The 17,894-nt window shown below is 70.7% G+C and carries 15 protein-coding genes, 1 rRNA gene and 1 riboswitch; of the genes, 13 read left to right on the top strand and 3 right to left on the bottom strand.

All coding sequences use genetic code 11. The annotated features are described in order from the left end of the window. The first annotated feature begins 148 nt into the window (after positions 1 to 148). The 11 genes from rrf (at position 149) to ABZ562_RS20900 (ending at position 11,137) form a co-directional block, all read left to right on the top strand. A 5S ribosomal RNA gene (gene rrf, locus ABZ562_RS20950) occupies positions 149 to 265 on the top strand. Between the two features lie 148 nt (positions 266 to 413). Next, a complete protein-coding gene (locus tag ABZ562_RS20945) occupies positions 414 to 1,022 on the top strand; it encodes a CDP-alcohol phosphatidyltransferase family protein (protein ID WP_361481618.1) in 609 nt (202 codons plus the stop codon). Between the two features lie 109 nt (positions 1,023 to 1,131). Beyond that, complete coding sequence (locus ABZ562_RS20940) at positions 1,132 to 3,627, top strand: mannose-1-phosphate guanyltransferase (protein WP_361481615.1); 2,496 nt, start codon at positions 1,132 to 1,134, stop codon at positions 3,625 to 3,627. A 117-nt stretch (positions 3,628 to 3,744) separates the two neighbouring features. Next, positions 3,745 to 4,683, top strand: coding sequence for a DUF881 domain-containing protein (locus ABZ562_RS20935; protein ID WP_361481612.1), 939 nt, complete (start codon positions 3,745 to 3,747; stop codon positions 4,681 to 4,683). Further along, complete coding sequence (locus ABZ562_RS20930; RefSeq protein WP_014058688.1) at positions 4,680 to 5,012, top strand: small basic family protein; 333 nt, start codon at positions 4,680 to 4,682, stop codon at positions 5,010 to 5,012. Before ABZ562_RS20935 ends, ABZ562_RS20930 begins: the two co-directional genes overlap by 4 nt. A 644-nt stretch (positions 5,013 to 5,656) precedes the next feature. Further along, positions 5,657 to 6,496, top strand: coding sequence for a DUF881 domain-containing protein (locus tag ABZ562_RS20925; RefSeq protein ID WP_361481648.1), 840 nt, complete (start codon positions 5,657 to 5,659; stop codon positions 6,494 to 6,496). A gap of 133 nt (positions 6,497 to 6,629) precedes the next feature. Then, entirely contained in the window at positions 6,630 to 7,484 is an 855-nt protein-coding gene (locus ABZ562_RS20920; protein WP_361481609.1) for an FHA domain-containing protein, read from the top strand. 21 nt (positions 7,485 to 7,505) lie between these two features. Next, positions 7,506 to 8,258, top strand: coding sequence for a MerR family transcriptional regulator (locus tag ABZ562_RS20915; protein WP_361481606.1), 753 nt, complete (start codon positions 7,506 to 7,508; stop codon positions 8,256 to 8,258). A 52-nt stretch (positions 8,259 to 8,310) separates the two neighbouring features. Then, the gene (locus ABZ562_RS20910) at positions 8,311 to 8,784 is read left to right on the top strand and encodes a bifunctional nuclease family protein (RefSeq protein ID WP_009713203.1); all 474 of its coding nucleotides are present in this window, start codon (positions 8,311 to 8,313) and stop codon (positions 8,782 to 8,784) included. Positions 8,785 to 8,952: 168 nt separating this feature from the next. Beyond that, complete coding sequence (locus tag ABZ562_RS20905; RefSeq protein ID WP_361481602.1) at positions 8,953 to 9,579, top strand: MerR family transcriptional regulator; 627 nt, start codon at positions 8,953 to 8,955, stop codon at positions 9,577 to 9,579. A 73-nt stretch (positions 9,580 to 9,652) separates the two neighbouring features. Beyond that, positions 9,653 to 11,137, top strand: a complete 1,485-nt coding sequence (locus ABZ562_RS20900) for a DNA polymerase IV (RefSeq protein ID WP_361481599.1) — start codon at positions 9,653 to 9,655, stop codon at positions 11,135 to 11,137. On the opposite strand, the gene ABZ562_RS20895 is transcribed toward ABZ562_RS20900, so the two are convergent. Next, on the bottom strand, positions 11,113 to 11,430 hold the full coding sequence (locus tag ABZ562_RS20895) for a PRC-barrel domain-containing protein (RefSeq protein WP_039936641.1): 318 nt from the start codon (positions 11,428 to 11,430) through the stop codon (positions 11,113 to 11,115). The genes ABZ562_RS20900 and ABZ562_RS20895 overlap by 25 nt on opposite strands. Before the next feature lie 142 nt (positions 11,431 to 11,572). After that, positions 11,573 to 11,670: riboswitch (glycine riboswitch) on the top strand. Positions 11,671 to 11,858: 188 nt separating this feature from the next. On the opposite strand from ABZ562_RS20895, the gene gcvP reads away from it, so the two are divergent. Continuing rightward, entirely contained in the window at positions 11,859 to 14,756 is a 2,898-nt protein-coding gene (gene gcvP, locus ABZ562_RS20890; protein ID WP_361481595.1) for an aminomethyl-transferring glycine dehydrogenase, read from the top strand. A gap of 93 nt (positions 14,757 to 14,849) precedes the next feature. Here gcvP and ABZ562_RS20885 read toward each other — a convergent pair whose 3' ends face one another. Continuing rightward, positions 14,850 to 15,056, bottom strand: coding sequence for a DUF5999 family protein (locus ABZ562_RS20885; protein WP_055551180.1), 207 nt, complete (start codon positions 15,054 to 15,056; stop codon positions 14,850 to 14,852). Positions 15,057 to 15,324: 268 nt separating this feature from the next. Continuing rightward, positions 15,325 to 15,912, bottom strand: a complete 588-nt coding sequence (locus ABZ562_RS20880; RefSeq protein WP_361481593.1) for a hypothetical protein — start codon at positions 15,910 to 15,912, stop codon at positions 15,325 to 15,327. Between the two features lie 458 nt (positions 15,913 to 16,370). On the opposite strand from ABZ562_RS20880, the gene ABZ562_RS20875 reads away from it, so the two are divergent. Next, positions 16,371 to 17,873: a glutamate--cysteine ligase gene (locus ABZ562_RS20875; protein ID WP_361481591.1), complete on the top strand. Its 1,503-nt coding sequence runs from the start codon at positions 16,371 to 16,373 to the stop codon at positions 17,871 to 17,873. Positions 17,874 to 17,894: the final 21 nt, after the last annotated feature.

Raw genomic sequence — 17,894 nt, 5'->3', positions numbered from 1 at the left:
GGTTGATAGGCCAGATATGGAAGCCGGGTGACCGGTGGAGTTGACTGGTACTAATAGGCCGAGGGCTTGTCCTCAGTTGCTCGCGTCCACTGTGTTGGTTCTGAAATAACGAACTGTGTTGTTATCCGGTTTGTTTGTTTCATAGTGTTTCGGTGGTCACAGCGTTAGGGAAACGCCCGGTTACATTCCGAACCCGGAAGCTAAGCCTTTCAGCGCCGATGGTACTGCAGGGGGGACCCTGTGGGAGAGTAGGACGCCGCCGAACAATTTTTGAAAAAGGCCCGGTCGGGAGCTTCGGCTCCGGACCGGGCCTTTTCGTATATCTTCACCACCTCCCCGGTGAGGGACCCGGGTGGCACTACCGGTAGAGTCATGGGGCATCATTGGCTGATTCCCTCACAGGAGGCCCCCGGGTGGAGGTTCAGGAGACACGGGTCCAGACGGATCGTGTACTCACCATCCCGAACATCCTCAGCACCGCTCGCCTCTTCGGCGTACCGCTTTTCCTGTGGCTGATCCTCCGGCCCGAGTTCGGCGGGCCCAAGAGCGACCTCTGGGCCCTGCTGGTGCTGGCGCTCAGCGGCGTGAGTGACTATCTGGACGGGATGCTGGCCCGTCGCTGGAACCAGATCAGCAGCCTTGGCCGCATCCTCGACCCGGCCGCCGACCGGCTCTACATTCTGTCCACGCTCATCGGCCTCACCTGGCGGGACATCCTGCCGCTCTGGCTGCCGGTGGTTCTCCTCGCCCGCGAGGTCGTGCTCGTTGTCATGGTGTGGATCCTGCGGCGCCACGGCTATCCGCCGCCCCAGGTGAACTTCCTCGGCAAGGCGGCGACGTTCAACCTCATGTACGCCTTCCCCTTGCTCCTTCTGAGTGATGGAAGTGGCCCACTTCACACGACCGCCGCTATTTTCGGATGGGCGTTCGCCGGATGGGGTACAACACTCTATTGGTGGGCAGGAGTCCTCTACGTGGTTCAGGTCCGCCGGCTGGTGAAGGCGGACGCCGCGGCCGACTGAGTTCGCCGCCTTGGGCAGCCCAGGACCGGGTGCCCGTAGCGATTTCACGGGCCATCGGGCGTGCGCGGTCGGCATGACCGTCATCTCTTTCGAGGAGGACGCTTCCGACATGAAGGCCGTCGTAATGGCAGGGGGCGAGGGAACTCGTCTGCGCCCGATGACCGCGACCATGCCCAAACCGCTGCTTCCCGTGGCCAACAGGCCGATCATGGAGCATGTGTTGCGGCTGCTCAAGCGGCATGGCCTGTCCGAGACCGTGGTCACCGTGCAGTTCCTCGCGTCTCTGGTCAAGAACTACTTCGGGGACGGCGAGGAGCTCGGCATGGAGCTCACCTACGCCAACGAGGAGAAGCCGCTCGGCACCGCGGGGAGCGTCAAGAACGCGGAAGAGGCGCTCAAGGACGACGCCTTTCTGGTGATCTCGGGTGATGCCCTGACCGACTTCGACCTGACCGAGCTGATCAATTTTCATAAGGAAAAGGGCGCGATGGTCACGGTGTGCCTGACCAGGGTCCCCAATCCGCTTGAATTCGGCATCACCATCGTCGACGAGGCGGGCCAGGTCGAGCGCTTCCTCGAAAAGCCCACCTGGGGCCAGGTCTTCTCGGACACGGTCAACACCGGCATCTATGTCATGGAGCCCGAAGTCTTCGACTATGTCGATCCCGACGTGCCCGTCGACTGGTCCGGTGATGTCTTCCCGCAGCTCATGAAGGAGGGCAAGCCCATCTTCGGCTATGTCGCCGAGGGCTACTGGGAGGACGTCGGCACCCATGAGAGCTATGTGAAGGCCCAGGCCGATGTGCTCGAGGGAAAGGTCGACGTCGAACTCGACGGCTTCGAGATCTCGCCCGGCGTCTGGGTCGCCGAAGGCGCGGAGGTGCATCCGGAGTCCGTGCTCCGCGGCCCGCTCTACATCGGTGACTACGCCAAGGTGGAAGCCGGGGCCGAGATCCGGGAGCACACCGTCGTCGGCTCCAACGTCGTCGTGAAGAGCGGCGCCTTCCTCCACAAGGCCGTCGTCCATGACAACGTTTACGTGGGCCAGCAGAGCAATCTGCGCGGCTGTGTGATCGGCAAGAACACCGACATCATGCGCGCCTCCCGCATCGAGGACGGGGCGGTGATCGGCGACGAATGTCTGATCGGTGAGGAATCGATCGTCCAGGGGAACGTTCGGGTCTATCCGTTCAAGACCATCGAAGCGGGCGCGTTCGTCAACACCTCGGTCATCTGGGAGTCCCGGGGACAGGCCCACCTCTTCGGGGCCCGCGGCGTGTCCGGGATCCTGAATGTGGAGATCACCCCCGAGCTGGCGGTGCGGCTGGCCGGCGCGTATGCCACGACCCTCAAGAAGGGCTCCACGGTCACCACGGCACGCGACCACTCCCGAGGCGCCCGCGCCCTGAAGCGGGCCATGATCTCCGCCCTGCAGACCAGCGCCATCGACGTCCGGGACCTGGAGAACGTGCCGCTGCCGGTGGCCCGCCAGCAGACGGCCCGGGGCAGCGCCGGCGGCATCATGATCCGTACCTCGCCCGGCGTTCCCGACTCGGTGGACATCATGTTCTTCGACGAGCGCGGCGCCGATCTGTCCGCCGGTGGCCAGCGCAAGCTGGACCGGGTCTACGCGCGCCAGGAGTACCGCCGGGCGTTCCCCGGGGAGATCGGCGACCTGAGCTTCCCGTCGAGCGTCTTCGACTCGTACACCGGCTCCCTGCTGCGGGCCACGGACGTCAGTGGCATCGCCGAGTCCGGTCTCAAGGTCGTGGTGGACGCCGCGAACGGCAGCGCCGGGCTCGTCCTCCCCAGCTTGCTGGGGCGGCTCGGAGTGGACGCGCTGACGATCAACCCGGGGCTGAACGAGTCGCGCCCCACCGAGACCGCCGACGGCCGCCGCTCCGGGCTCGCCCGGCTCGGGGAGATCGTCGCTTCGGCCCGGGCGGCCTTCGGGGTCCGCTTCGACCCCGTCGGCGAGCGGTTCTCCCTCGTGGACGAGCGCGGCCGCATCGTCGAGGACGACCGGGCCCTGCTGGTGATGCTGGACCTGGTGGCAGCCGAGCGCCGCAGCGGGCGGGTGGCGCTGCCGGTGACCACGACCCGTATCGCCGAGCAGGTCGCGGCGTACCACGGCACCCAGGTGGAGTGGACGACGACCGCGGCGGACGACCTGACCCGGGTCGCCCGGTCGGAGACGACGATCTTCGGCGGCGACGGCCGCGGCGGCTTCATCATTCCCGAGTTCAGCAGCGTCTTCGACGGTACGGCCGCCTTCGTCAGGCTCATCGGCCTGGTGGCGCGTACCCAGCTGACCCTCAGCCAGATCGACGCGCGGATTCCGCGGGCCCATGTGCAGCGGCGCGACCTGGCCACCCCCTGGGCGGTCAAGGGCCTGGTCATGCGGCATGTGGTGGAGGCCGCCGGCGACCGGTCCGTGGACACCACCGACGGGGTCCGGGTGGTGGAGTCCGACGGCCGCTGGGTGATGGTGCTGCCCGACCCGGCCGAGGCCGTCACTCATCTGTGGGCGGAGGGCCCGGACGACGCGTCCGCACAGGCGCTGCTCGACGAGTGGGCCGGTGTCGTGGACAGCGCGGGCCGCTGATCCGGGGATCTTCCATGGGCTCTTGAACCCGTTTGAACACGTTGGGGCGCCGTCTCCCGGCCCCGTATCCGGCACGCCGGTGGGGCCATTGGGAGACGGCGCCCCCGACGTGCGACGATGTGCGGCATGTCGCAGCAGCCCCCCGTTCGGAGCACAACAACGTCGAGCCCGCGGCCGCGCCTCGACGCGTCCATGTCGCTGCTGACCAACGTGATGGACCACAGCCTCGACGACGGCTACGCCGAGGCGGCCGCGCGGCGCGGCGAGACCGGCCGGTCCCGCCTGCCGCGCACCCTGCGCGGGCGGCTGACCGTGGCCCTCGGCCTGGTGATGGTGGCGGTCGTGGTCACCATCGGGGCCGCCGAGGCCCGGATATCAGCGCCGACGCTGGCCAAGGAGCGGGGAGAACTCATCGACCGCATCGAGTCGGGGAACGCGAAGGCGGACCGGCTCACCAAGAGCGTGGACACGCTCCGCGGCGAGGTGGAGGAGAAGCAGCGGCAGGCGCTGCAGAAGCACGGGGGAGCCAAGGGCGACCTGGTGGCGCTGCTCTCGGGGGCGACCCAGGTGTCCGGCCCCGGCGTCAAGCTGGTGGTCGACGACGCCAAGCAGTCCGCGTCGGGGAGCGGCGGGGGTCCCAGGGAGAGCAACGACTTCTCCGATACGGGGCGGGTGCGCGACCACGACATGCAGCGCGTCGTCAACGGCCTGTGGGAGTCGGGCGCCGAGGCCGTCGCGATCAACGGACAGCGGCTGACGGCGCTGTCGGCGATCAGGGCCGCGGGAGACGCCATACTTGTCGACAACAAGCCCCTGGCGCCGCCGTACACGGTGCTCGCGGTGGGGGACGGGCAGCGGCTGAGCACCGCTTTCCAGGACAGTGCCGATGGCCAGTACCTGCACGTGCTGCAGGAGAACTACGACATCCGCACGAGCATTTCCGCCCAGGACACGGTGCGGCTGCCGGCCGCGCCGAGCCTGATCGTACGTAGCGCAGAACCGATAGCCGGCGGCGCCGGCAAGGGTGGCACCGAAAAAGGGAAGGGCACATCGTGATCGCGGTATTGGGCCTGATCGTGGGAGTCGTGGTCGGACTGGTGGTCCGACCCGTGGTGCCGACGGTGGTCGAGCCCTATCTGCCGATCGCCGTCGTCGCGGCACTCGACGCCGTGTTCGGCGGCTTCCGGGCGATGCTGGACGGGATCTTCGACGACAAGGTCTTCGTCGTATCGTTCCTGTCCAATGTGGTGGTGGCCGCACTGATCGTCTTCCTCGGTGACAAGCTCGGCGTCGGCGCCCAGCTGTCCACCGGGGTCGTGGTCGTCCTCGGCATCCGCATCTTCTCCAACGCTGCCGCGATCCGTCGGCATGTGTTCCGGGCGTGAGGCCGATGACGACCGACGACACCCCCGAGAAGCCCCAGAACTCCGAGCAGCCCGAGCAGCCCGAGCGGGCGGGAAGGCCCGAGCGGTCCGAGGCACCGCGCGAACCGGAGCGCCCGGAGCGGGCCGAGCCGGCCGAACCAGCCGGGAAGGCCGAGCAGCCCGAACGGCCCCAGCGGTCCGAGCCGGCCGAGAAGCCCCGGTCGGCCGACTCGCCCGAGAAGCGGGCCACGGCCGAGAAGCGCGGCGCCGAGCGGCCCGCCGCGCCTGAGCAGCCCGAGCAGCCCGCGAAGCCGAGCCGGCAGGGCCCGCCCCAGCGGCCCGCCGACTCCGCGCCGCCCGGGAAGCCGCGCGCGCAGGGCGGGCCGGAGCAGCGGGCGGTCCCGCCGCGGCCGTCGCTGCCCAAGCCGCCGGAGAAGCGCGCCGCGACCGGGAGGCCCGAGCAGCCCGGGGCGGCGGAGAAGCGCGAGGCCGCCCCGCGGAAGCCCCCGGCGCCCCAGGCGACGCCCCCCGGCCCGGGCGGCCCCAAGGGCCCCGCCCGCCCCGCCCTGAGGGCCCCGCTGCCGCAGAGCGCCCCGCCCGGCGGTGCGGCCCCCAAGGGCGCCCCGCCCCGGGGCCCGGCCGCCACCGGCCGCCCCCCGGCCCCGGTGCCGAACGGGCGGCGCCCGTCCGATGGCGCGGGCAGCGGCGGCGGATCGGCGAACGGACCGGGGCTTCCCGCCGGGTCCGCGCCCGGCGGGAAGCCCGAGGGCGCGGAGGAGGAGACGCTGACCGGCCGGCAGCGCCTGCTGAAGGGTGTATGGCCGCCCCGGGTGACCCGGGCGCAGCTGATCGTCGCCGTGCTGCTGTTCGGGCTGGGTCTCGGCCTGGCCATCCAGGTGCGTTCGACCAACGAGAACAGCGTGCTGCGCGGGGCCCGCCAGGAGGACCTGGTGCGGATCCTGGACGAGCTGGACTCGCGCACCCAGCGGCTGCAGGACGAGAAGCGCCGTCTGGACAATCAGCGCACCGAGCTGGAGAACAGCTCGGACCAGGCGGAGGAGGCCCGTAAGCAGACGCTCCAGAAGGAGCAGCAGCTGGGCGTGCTCGCGGGCACGGTCGCCGCGCAGGGGCCGGGGATCACGATCACCATCCACGACGCCCAGGGCTCCGTGGAGGCCGACATGCTGCTCGACACGGTGCAGGAGCTGCGGGCGGCGGGCGCCGAGGCGATCCAGATCGGCTCCGTGCGGGTGGTCGCCAACTCCTACTTCTCGGACGTCGGCGGCTCCGTGGCGATCGATGGACGGAAAGTGACGCAGCCGTACGTCATCAAGGTGATCGGCAAGCCGGAGGATCTGGAGCCGGCGCTGAACATTCCGGGCGGAGTGGTGCAGAGTCTGGAGAAGGAGCAGGCCACCGTGTCCGTCCGGCGGGAGAAGAAGATCGTTGTGGATGCCTTGCGGTCGGGGAAGAGCCCTGACTACGCTCGGTCGTCATCACGGTGAGGCGGTTCGATATGAGGGTCTCTCGGGGAGACCATGTGGATGCGGGGGGTCGACGCACCAGAAGAGTCGCGCGTGATGGAAACTGTCTGGTGGTCACGGACGTTGTGAGGATGTCCGGACCGTCTGCTGGTGTGTGCATCGAGGGTTTGTCCTGCCCCACGGGCGGGTCTGTTTCAGTCAAGGGGAATCGCCCGTGAAGTTGTTCGGGAAGTTGTTCGGGAAGAGTGCACGCCAGGACGGCGGCAGCGGCACCGCTCGCCACCGCGCGGGGCGTGCTGCGGACGAGAGCGGAGGGGGGAGCGAGGACCGGCCGCTGTTCCGGGATCAGGTCGGCGGCCAGGGCGGTGACATTTCGGGCGGCCAGGGCGCGTCTTCTGTTGACCCCTCGGCGGCCGGGCGCATAGGTTTCGAGGACTCATCGGCCTCGCGGAGTGCTGGAGGTCCCGGATTGCCTGTTTGTACGAGGTGCGGGCATCGGAACGCGGAGGACAGCCGGTTCTGCTCCAACTGCGGCGCGCCGCTGCGGGGCCAGGCGCCCTCGGAGCGCGCCTCCGAGACCACGTCGACGATCTCCATCTCCGGTATCGAGGCGTACGACTCCGAGGTGACCGGGCAGAATCCGCTGCCGTCGCTCAGCCCGGAGGCCCAGGCCGCCGTGGAGGCGCTGCCGCTGGGTTCCGCGCTGCTGGTGGTCCGCCGCGGGCCGAACTCGGGCAGTCGCTTCCTGCTGGACAGCGATCTGACCACGGCCGGCCGCCACCCCCAGAGCGACATCTTCCTGGATGACGTGACGGTCTCCCGCCGCCATGTGGAGTTCCGGCGCGGCCAGGACGGCAGCTTCACCGTCGCCGATGTCGGCAGCCTCAACGGGACGTACGTCAACCGGGAGCAGATCGACGCGCCGGTGGTCGTGAGCAGCGGCGACGAGGTGCAGATCGGTAAGTACCGGCTGGTCTTCTACCCGAGCCAGCGGGGCGTCGGCATCTGACCCGTCAGGGGAGGTCCGTCCATGCTTCAGACACCGTCGGGCGGTGCCGGTACCGGCACCGCCCCCGCGGGCGGCCGCTCCATGAGCATCGGCGCCGTCCTGAATCTGCTGCGGGACGAGTTCCCCGAAGTCACCATCTCCAAGATCCGCTTCTTGGAGGCCGAAGGGCTGGTGGAGCCGCGGCGCACGCCGTCGGGCTACCGCAAGTTCAGTCAGGAGGATGTGGAGCGGCTCGCTCTCATCCTCCGCATGCAGCGTGACCACTACCTGCCACTCAAGGTCATCCGGGAGCACCTGGAGGCCCTGGAGCGGGGTGAGCGGCCGCAGCTTCCTGCCGTTTCGCAGGGGGCGCGGCCGCATGAGCTGCTGGAGCCAGGAGCCCGGGACATTCCGGAAAGCCCGACCGTGGCCCGGGTGGGCCGGGCCGAGCTGCTGGCATCCGCCCAGGTCAGCGAGGCGGAGCTGGCCGACTGGGAGTCGTACGGGCTGATCGCGCACGGCGCGGACGGCGGCTATGACGTCGAGGCGGTGACGGTCGCCCGGCTGCTCGCCGAGCTGGGCCGCTTCGGTCTCGAGCCACGTCATTTGCGGATCATGAAAGCGGCCGCGGAGCGCGAGGCCGGACTGGTCGAGCAGGTGGTCGCACCGCTGCGGTTGCATCGAAACCCGCAGACCAGAGCGCATGCGGAGGCCAGCGCGCGCGAGCTGGCGACGCTCTCCGTCCGGCTGCACGCGGCCCTGGTGCAGTCGGCTCTGCGGGCCGCCGCACACTGACCGATCCGGCCCCGACTATCCAAACCGGCCGGGCACGTCCTAGGGTTGCTGTGTGAACGAGCTCGACGTCGTGGGTGTCCGGGTGGAAATGCCCTCCAACCAACCGATCGTGCTCCTGCGTGAAGTGGGAGGCGACCGCTACCTCCCCATCTGGATCGGACCAGGGGAGGCGACCGCGATCGCCTTCGCACAGCAGGGCATGGCTCCGGCACGCCCGCTGACCCACGACCTTTTCAAAGACGTACTCGAAGCGGTCGGCCAGACGCTCACGGAGGTCCGGATCACGGATCTGCGGGAGGGGGTCTTCTACGCCGAGCTGGTCTTCGCCAGCGGTGTGGAGGTCAGCGCGCGGCCGTCCGACGCCATAGCGCTCGCGCTGCGCACCGGGACGCCGATCTACGGCAGCGACGGCGTGCTGGACGACGCCGGCATCGCCATCCCGGACGAGCAGGAGGACGAGGTGGAGAAGTTCCGCGAGTTCCTCGACCAGATCTCGCCCGAAGACTTCGGAAGCAGCAGCCAGTGAAGCGGTCTGCCGGTCCTCGCTAGCGCATTCGAGTAGCCTTTCCCGGACGAGGGACACGGGAAACCACTCTCAGGGTGATTATCACTCGGCGTGCCGAGTGTGGCGATCGTTGACGCACCCCGGGTGACTGCCTACCTTCGAGAAGGCAGGTCGAGGACGGAGGTCGGCGTGAGAAGCACCGGCGACGGCACGGCAGCCGGCGGTCCGTATGCGCTCCAGGAGAGCGCACCGGCCGATCCGGCACTGAAGGCTCGGGTCGCGGCACAGCCCACGGCATCACGTGAGCCCGCCGCGGGGGGTACGGAGACGGTCGGCTACCGCGGACCCACGGCGTGCGCCGCCGCGGGCATCACCTACCGCCAGCTGGACTACTGGGCGCGCACCGGCCTGGTGGAGCCGAGCGTGCGGCCCGCGTACGGGTCGGGCAGCCAGCGGCTGTACAGCTTCCGGGACGTGGTGGTCCTCAAGATCGTCAAGCGACTGCTGGACACCGGTGTGTCCCTGCAGAACATCCGGGCCGCGGTCTCGCACCTGCGCACCCGGGGCCTGGACGATCTGGCCCAGATGACGCTGATGAGCGACGGCGCGACGGTGTACGAGTGCACCTCGCCGGACGAGGTCGTGGACCTCCTCCAGGGCGGCCAGGGCGTTTTCGGGATCGCGGTGGGCGTGGTGTGGCGGGACGTGGAGAGCGCCCTGTCCCAGCTGCACGGGGAGCGGGTGGACACCGGCGAGACGCTGGTGGGCCACAACCCCGCCGACGAACTCGCCCGGCGCCGCAACCGGGCGGGCTGAGCGCGCTCCCTCCGGGCGGTTTCCCCGCCCCTGCCGGCGCCGATTGTCAGTGGTGTGCGGCAGCATCGGAGATGTGAGGGGTGCGCCGACGATTCTGCATCTGGACATGGACGCCTTCTACGCTTCGGCGGAGCAGGCGGCCAAGCCCAGCCTGCGCGGGAAGCCGGTGATCGTGGGGGGCCTCGGGCCGCGCGGGGTGGTGGCCACCGCGTCGTACGAGGCCCGGGTGTTCGGGGTGCACTCGGCCATGGCGATGGCGCAGGCCCGCAGGCTCTGTCCGAACGCGGCCTATCTCACCCCCCGCTTCTCCCTCTACCGCCAGGTCAGCGACCAGGTCATGGGGCTGCTGCGGGCGCTGTCGCCGCTGGTGGAGCCGCTGAGCCTGGACGAGGCGTTCGTGGACCTGGAGGCGGGCGGCACCGAGCCCCGGGTTGCGGCGGCGCGGGCCGTGGCGGAGCGGCTGCGGGCCGATATCCGCGCGGTGACCGGGCTGACCGGTTCGGTGGGCCTGGCCGGTTCCAAGATGCTCGCCAAGATCGCCTCGGAGCAGGCCAAGCCGGACGGCCTGACGGTCATCGAGCCCGGCACCGAGCGGGAACTGCTGGGCCCGATGCCGGTGCGCACCCTGCCGGGCGTCGGCCCGGCCACCGCGGAGGCGCTGCGCCGGGCCGGTATCCACACCGTCGCCGAGACGCGGGAGGCGGGCGAGGCGGAGCTGATCCGGCTGCTGGGCCGGGCCCATGGCGCGTCGCTGCACCTGATGGCCGGCGGGCGGGACGAGCGGCCGGTGGTCGCCGAGCGGGACGCCAAGTCCGTCTCCGTGGAGGACACCTTCGACGTCGACCTGACCGACCGCACCCGGGTGCAGCTGGAGGTGGCGCGGCTGGCCGACCGCTGTGTCCGGCGGCTGCGCGAGGCGGGCCGTTCGGGGCGCACGGTCGTCATCAAGGTGCGGCGGTACGACTTCTCGACGCTGACCCGTTCGGAGACCCTGCGCGGGCCCACCGACGACCCCGGCGTGGTCAGGGAGGCCGCGGCGCGGCTGATCGACGGGGTGGACACCACGGCGGGCGTGCGGCTGCTGGGGGTGGGCGTGACGGGGCTCGCGGACTACACACAGGAGGACCTGTTCGCTCAAGCCGCCCAAGCAGCTCACGCCGCTCAGGCCGCTCGGGCCGCCGAGGCCCCCCACGAGGCCCTGGAGGAGCCGGAGGGGGGCTGGGGCACCCGGGCGCCGGAGCCGGAGAGTCCGGGCGTCTCAGAGGCCGCTGAGGGCGCCGGGAGGCCGCGGGTCTGGCTGCCGGGGCTCGATGTGCGGCACACCGAGTTCGGCGCGGGCTGGGTGCAGGGCAGCGGGGTGGGCCGGGTGACCATACGGTTCGAGGTGCCCTGGTCGGGTCCCGGCCGGGTGCGGACGTTCGCCGTGGACGACCCGGAGCTCGAGCCGGGCGAGCCGCTGCCGCTGGTGCGGCCCCCCGAGGGTGCCGACGGCCCGCCCGGGGCGCCCGCGCCGGGCGAAGGCCGGGGGAGGGGTCAGCCGGTGACGTCCAGCCCGTAGTGGTGGTACAGCTGCAGTTCCTGCTCCGGGGAGAGATGGCGGCCGACCCCGAGGTCCGGGGCGTCCTTGATCAGCGCCCGGTCGTACGGCACCCGCAGCGCGTCGCCGACGACCTCGCTCGGTTCGAGCGGTACGAAGACGTCCCGGCTGAACAGGCCGGTGCGTACCGCCGCCCACTCGGGCTCGCCGGTCGCGTCGTCGAGGTAGACCTCGTCCACGGTGCCGATCTTGGCGCCCTCGCGGTCGAATGCCTTGCGGCCGATCAGGGTCCGCGGGTCGATGTCCGTCTGCACGCTCTCTCCCACAGGTGGCGATGGTCACGGTGGCGATGGTCCAGTGATACCTACCAAAAGCCACATCCCCGCACGCGGCCACTCGAGCACCCCCTGGCCCAACCCCCGTCGGCAGACGCGCTGGTACGCTGGCTGTGGCTGCAGACCCCGTGCGGGAGAGTCTTCCGGCGATCGTGCCGGAGGCGCCGAAGGAGCAAATCCTCCCCGGAATCTCTCAGGCACACGTACCGTGCGGGCGAGGTCACTCTGGAAAGCAGGGTGGGCCACGGGGAGCACAGCTCCGGAACCCCTCCTCACCGACGGTGAAAGCCGGTCGAGCGCCTATGACCGGTGAAGCTCTCAGGTTGAGATGACAGAGGGGGAGGCCGTCCGGGCACCCGCACCGCGGTGCCCCTCGCCGGTCGTGCCAGACCAGGAGGCCCCCGCAGATGACCACTCACCGCATCTCGCTCGCCGAACTGGAGCGCGGTACTCCATTCGAGCAGCGCCATATCGGCCCCGACGCCGGAGCACAGGCGAAGATGCTCGCCCAGGTCGGCTTCGGCTCCCTCGACGAGCTGACCGCCGCCGCCGTACCCGAGGTCATCAAGAGCGCCGAGGCGCTGCGGCTGCCGCCGGCCCGCAGCGAGGCGGAGGTCCTCGCCGAGCTGCGCGGCCTCGCCGACCGCAACCAGGTGCTGCCGTCCATGATCGGCCTCGGCTACTACGGCACCTTCACCCCGCCGGTGATCCTGCGCAACGTCATGGAGAACCCCGCCTGGTACACCGCCTACACCCCGTATCAGCCGGAGATCTCCCAGGGCCGGCTGGAGGCGCTGCTCAACTTCCAGACCGTCGTCGCCGACCTGACCGGCCTGGACACCGCCGGTTCCTCGCTGCTGGACGAGGCCACGGCCGCCGCCGAGGCCATGGCGCTCTCGCGCCGCGTCGGCAAGGTCAAGGAGGGCGTCTTCCTGGTCGACGCCGACTGTCTGCCGCAGACCATCGCGGTCATCGAGACCCGCGCCGAACCGACCGGCGTCGAGGTCGTGGTCGCCGACCTGACCGACGGCATCCCGGAAGAGATCGCCGAGCGCGGCGTCTTCGGCGTGCTGCTCCAGTACCCGGGCGCCTCCGGCGCGGTCCGCGATCCGCGCCCGGTCATCGAGCGGGCCCATGAGCTGGGGGCGATCGTCACCGTCGCCGCCGATCTGCTCGCGCTCACCCTGCTCACCTCGCCCGGCGAGCTGGGCGCGGACATCGCGGTCGGCAGCACCCAGCGGTTCGGCGTGCCCATGGGCTTCGGCGGCCCGCACGCCGGGTTCATGGCCGTGCGCGCCGCCCACGCCCGCAGCCTGCCCGGCCGGCTCGTCGGGGTGTCGGTGGACGCCGACGGCGACAAGGCGTACCGGCTGGCGCTGCAGACGCGGGAGCAGCACATCCGCCGCGAGAAGGCCACCAGCAACATCTGCACCGCGCAGGTCCTGCTCGCGGTGATGGCCGGAATGTACGCGGTCTACCACGGCCCGGACGGGCTCGCGGGCATCGCCCGCCGCACCCACCGCTACGCCACCGTCCTCGCCGAGGGGCTGCGGGCGGGCGGCGTCGAGGTGGTGCACGGCGCCTTCTTCGACACCCTCACCGCGCGCGTCCCCGGCAAGGCCGCCGACGTCGTCGCCGCCGCCCGCGAGGCCGGGGTCAACCTCCGGCTGACCGACGCCGACCACGTGGGCATCGCGTGCGACGAGACCACCGGGCGCGCCCAGCTGGCCGCCGTGTGGTCCGCCTTCGGCGTCGACGGCGGGGACGCCCCCGGCATCGACGAGCTGGACGCGGCGGCGGCCGACGCGCTGCCCGCGGAGCTGCTGCGCTCGGACGCGTATCTGACCCATCCGGTCTTCCACCAGTACCGCTCCGAGACCGCGATGCTGCGCTACCTGCGGCGGCTGGCCGACCGGGACTATGCCCTGGACCGAGGCATGATCCCGCTCGGCTCCTGCACCATGAAGCTCAACGCGACCACCGAGATGGAGCCGGTCACCTGGCCGGAGTTCGGCGCGCTGCACCCCTTCGCGCCGGTCGAGCAGGCCCACGGCTATCTGACGCTGATCCGCGAGCTGGAGGAGCGGCTGGCCGACGTCACCGGCTACGACAAGGTCTCCCTCCAGCCGAACGCCGGATCGCAAGGCGAGCTGTCCGGACTGCTGGCCGTGCGGGCGTACCACCGGGCGAACGGCGAGCCCCAGCGCACGGTGTGCCTGATCCCGTCCTCCGCCCACGGCACCAACGCGGCCAGCGCGGTGATGGCGGGCATGAAGGTCGTCGTCGTCAAGACCGGCGAGGACGGCGAGGTGGACGCCGCCGACCTGCGCGCCAAGATCGAGCAGTACGGGGACCGGCTGGCCGTCCTCATGGTCACCTACCCGTCCACCCACGGCGTGTTCGAGGAGCACATCACCGAGATCTGCGCGGCCGTGCACGACGCGGGCGGCCAAGTGTACGTGGACGGTGCCAACCTCAACGCGCTGGTCGGGCTGGCCGAGCCCGGCCGGTTCGGCGGCGACGTCTCCCATCTGAACCTGCACAAGACGTTCTGCATCCCGCACGGCGGCGGTGGCCCGGGCGTCGGCCCGGTCGCGGTGCGCGCGCACCTCGCGCCGTACCTGCCCAACCACCCGCTGCAGCCCGCCGCGGGCCCGGCCACCGGCGTCGGCCCGGTCTCGGCCGCGCCGTGGGGCTCGGCGGGCATCCTGCCGATCTCCTGGGCGTACATCCGGCTGATGGGCGCCGAGGGGCTGCGCCACGCGACCCAGGCCGCGGTGCTCGGCGCCAACTACATCGCCAAGCGGCTGGAGCCGCACTACCAGGTGCTCTACACCGGGCCCGGCGGGCTGGTGGCGCACGAGTGCGTGGTGGATCTGCGGCCGCTCACCAAGGCCACCGGGGTCACGGTCGACGATGTCGCCAAGCGCCTGATCGACTACGGTTTCCACGCGCCGACGATGTCGTTCCCGGTCGCCGGGACGCTGATGATCGAGCCGACGGAGAGCGAGGACCTGGCGGAGCTGGACCGGTTCTGCGAGGCGATGATCGCGATCCGGGCGGAGATCGACAAGGTCGGCTCGGGGGAGTGGCCCAAGGAGGACAACCCGCTGCGGAACGCGCCGCACACGGCCGCCACGCTGAGCGGGGCGTGGGACCACCCGTACAGCAGGGACGAGGCGGCCTTCCCGGCCGGGGTCTCGGCCGCCGACAAGTACTGGCCGCCGGTGCGGCGGGTCGACGGGGCGTTCGGGGACCGGAACCTGGTCTGCTCGTGCCCGCCGATGGACGCGTACGAGAACTGACGGGGACGGACCCCACGCACAACGACGGGGCCGGTTCGGCGCGAGCGCACCGGGCCGGCCCCTGGTGATGCCAACGTCGCCTGGGTGGTCGGCCTAGGCGGCGGTCACGACGTGCTCGGTGGCGAGCGGTCGGCACGGGGCGATGACGCGCCCGTCCGGCAGCAGCTCACCGGTGTCCTCGAAAAGCAGGACACCGTTGCACAGCAGGCTCCAGCCCTGCTCCGGATGGTGCGCCACGAGATGGGCGGCCTCTCGGTCGGCGGAGTCGGCTGACGGGCACGGTGGTTGATGCTGGCACATGGCGAGGTTCTTTCGCTGCGGTGAGGTGTATGTCCTGCTGCTCGCTGCGGCGTTCATGTTGGCCGCCCCCCGGTTGGTGTCGGTCGGATGCTCCCAGTGTTGCCCCGCGGCACGGATTCCGCAGGGATTTCGCGGCACCGGTCCTGCTGGATAATGACGCATCACCCGACCGGACGGTTCACCGTGGCGGGACTGTTACCCGCTCGCAGCAAGGCGCCCCGTGGCCCGGTGGGCCGCGGGGCGGCGGGTCCGGCGCGGAAGGGGCAGGTCAGGCGGGGGAGCCCAGCAGTGGGGCGGGGGTCAGCCGATGGGTGAGGACGGGCAGCAGATCGGCCGCGGGGTGCGGGCGGTGGGCCGCGATGCCGGGCGGTGCCGGGGCCAGTGGCACCAGCAGGTCCCCGGCGCCGAGGCCGCCTTCGGCGGCGTCCGCCGCCGGGTCGCCGTGCAGCCACAGTGCGACCATGTACAGCTCGGGGATGGACAGCAGCCGCGGCTGGTAGGCGGTGGGCAGTGACTCGGCCTGGCGCAGGGCGAGTTCGGCCGAGGCCACGTACGGCCCCTCGGAGAAGTGCGAGAAGGCCCAGCCGTCGGCGGTGAGCATGGCCTCGGCGGCGGCCACCGTGCGGTCGCCGTCGCGGAGCATGAAGCGCCAGCCGGTCAGTCTGACCCGGGGCGGGCCGGCGGGGGTGGTGATGTCGTCCAAGAGGTGGACGGGAAGCGGGAGTTCGGGTTCGAAGGGGCCGGACAGGGAGCTGAGTGCCGGGGTACGGACCTCATGGACGGCGGTGGGGGAGCCAAGGGCCGTGAGGACGCTGCGCAGGGCGGGCGCCGGGGCCGGGGGCACAAGCAGCGGCATGGTGGGTCGCCTCTCACGTCGGAGACACGGTGGAGCGATAGCGGGCCGGGGTAGGGGCACGCGCTGTCGGTGTACAGAGCTCGGAACGCGGGTCAGAGGGGGCCGGGACGAACTGTCCGGGCGTTATCTCTCTGCCTCGTAAAGCGAGTTTATACGACCCATGTTCCGGGCGTGTTTCGGCTAGCCGTCCCCGATATTGCGCACAAGGTGATTTCAGGTCCGCGCAGGTGCGGGGATTTCCCCCGATTCGGTGCCGGATGCACGGATATGACCTGGCAGTTTACGTCCGCCGCGGTAGGCTGGATCCCACCGATCCATTTTCATGGAGCAATGCGCCACTGTTGAGAGCCTAGCGGCTGGACGGGCCGCGCGGGGCGTTATCGATCACATTGGCGGGCATCATCGAGCGTGGTGTGCGCGGTGCGGGCGCCGTTGATCCACTCGAGGAGGTAGCTCCGATGGGGGAGAAGGTCATAGCCGGTGAGTTCGACCCGTCGGGTCGGCAGCGGCAGCGCGGACGCTTGCGGCAGGGCCTCGACGCGCTGTCCCGGCTCCTGGCCGACAAGCGATTCGACCGCCCGAGGAATCTCATGGGGCTGGAGATCGAGCTGAATCTCGCAGGCGCCGACGGGCTGCCGAGGATGATGAACACGGAGGTTCTGGAGCGCATCGCGAGTCACGATTTCCAGACCGAACTCGGACAGTGCAATCTTGAAGTAAATATCGTGCCGCACCGTTTGCACGGCAGGGTTCTCGACCAGCTCTCGGAAGAGCTGCGGACGGGGTTGTCATATGCCGACCGCAAGGCGCGTGAGGTGTCCTCCGAGATCGTGATGATCGGAATTCTGCCGACGCTCGCCGCCGGGGATCTCGGATCGGCCAACCTGTCCTACGACGACCGTTACAAACTTCTCAACGAACAGATGCTGGCCGCCCGCGGCGAGGATTTCCTCATCGATATCGAGGGCCGGGAGCGCATCAGCTACGCCAGCGCCACCATCGCCCCCGAGGCCGCCTGCACCTCCGTCCAGCTGCACCTCCAGGTCACCCCCGGGCGCTTCGCCGCCGTGTGGAACGCCGCGCAGGCCGTGGCCGCCGTGCAGATCGCCATCGGCGCCAACTCCCCCTTCGTCTTCGGCCGCGAGGTGTGGCGCGAGTCCCGCCCGCCGCTGTTCCTGCAGGCCACCGATGTGCGCGCGCCGGAATACGCGACGCAGGGAGTGCGGCCGCGCACCTGGTTCGGAGAGCGCTGGATCACCGACGCGTATCAGCTCTTCGAGGAGAACCTGCGCTACTTCCCCCCGCTGCTGTCCACCGGCGCCGACGAGGAGCCGCTGCGCATCCTGGACGAGGGCGGTGTGCCGGAGCTGCAGGAGCTGGTGCTGCACAACGGCACGATCTACCGCTGGAACCGGCCCGTCTACCAAGTCGTGGACGGCGTGCCGCATCTGCGCGTGGAGAACCGGGTGCTGCCCGCGGGGCCCACCGTCACCGATGTCATCGCCAACGCGGCCTTCTACTACGGGCTGGTCAGGGCGCTCGCCGAGGAGCCGCGCCCGGTGTGGACCCGGCTGCCGTTCAGTGCCGCCGCGGCCAACTTCGACGCCGCGTGCCGGCACGGCATCGACACGGTCCTGCAGTGGCCGAAGCCCGGCCGCTCCTCGTCCCTGGCGCGCGTCCCCGCCGTGCGGCTGGTCCGCGAGGAGCTGCTGCCGCTGGCCGCCGCCGGACTGGACGCCTGGGGCGTCGAGCCCGCCGACCGCGACCGCTACCTCGGGGTGATCGAGCAGCGCTGCGCCCTGCGGGTCAACGGCGCGTCCTGGCAGGCCGCGACCTACCACCGGGCGCGGGACAGCGGGTTGGGCCGGGACGCGGCGCTCGCCGCCATGACCCGCCGCTACTGCGCACTGATGCGCACCGACGCCCCGGTGCACACCTGGCCCGCCGACCTCTCGGCTTGAGAGCCTGGTGCCGCTGACACG

Origin of the sequence: Streptomyces sp. NPDC019937, from assembly GCF_040631655.1 — a bacterium.
GTDB lineage: Bacteria > Actinomycetota > Actinomycetes > Streptomycetales > Streptomycetaceae > Streptomyces.
Note: the sequence above shows the minus strand (reverse complement) of the source record. Positions and strands in the feature narration are given on the sequence as shown.